This window comes from Vibrio sp. 378 (genome assembly GCF_033339435.1).
The window spans coordinates 1-709 of the sequence record NZ_JAWOUO010000536.1 but is presented as its reverse complement, the minus strand read 5'-3'; the positions used below and the strand labels follow the sequence as shown (position 1 = coordinate 709).

The window sequence follows — 709 nt, the reverse complement described above, 5'->3', positions numbered from 1 at the left end:
TTCCCATTTCGTACCGATTTCATAAGAGATACCACGCTCAGCGTCGAGTTTCTCACCATCATTGATGTAAATACGACTACCGTTGCTGACTTCACCTTGCGGCATAAAACTCTCAGAGTATTGCACGTAAATCGAACCATTCGATGTCGGGTGGAAAATCACGCCTAACTTTGGAGAAACTTGGTTCTCTGTTAGCGAATCTTCAAGCTTTTCGTCATAACGAGCACCCGCAAGTACTTGCCAGTAATCGTTAATCGTCATCATGTTTTGCGCGTAAATACCCCAAGTGTCATGCTCGCCTCTTGGGTATTTTTTCGAGCGTACGGTTCCAGGACGAGTAACTGTCGTGCCTGCCGCTACATCCTCTCCTGCATGGAAAGCCATAAAGCGGTCGTATTTGTAGTCGAGGTAGTTCGCCCCCACCAAAAACGTATTTTCTGTACCCAACAAAGAGAAGTTGGTTGTTACGTCTAAGTACGCGGTATCGAATACCCAGTTATCTGTGCGCTCGTTCCCTTTATGTCGAATCACACCATCTTTGTCATAATTGTCAAACTTAGGGTAAGACTCTACATCAAAACGCTTAAAGTCTTGACGGTTGTAACCCGCTTTCACATTCACGTTATCAGTCACTTGAGCATTAATATCGATACCGTAGTTTTCTACGTCGTTATCAATTTTTGACCACTGAGCGTCCCAGATGTACTTA

General features: G+C 44.4%; 1 pseudogene. It reads right to left on the bottom strand.

Annotation, left to right across the window (positions count from 1 at the left end):
* Positions 1-709 (bottom strand): annotated as a pseudogene (peuA, locus tag R7Q48_RS27390) (TonB-dependent siderophore enterobactin receptor PeuA); the annotation flags it as partial.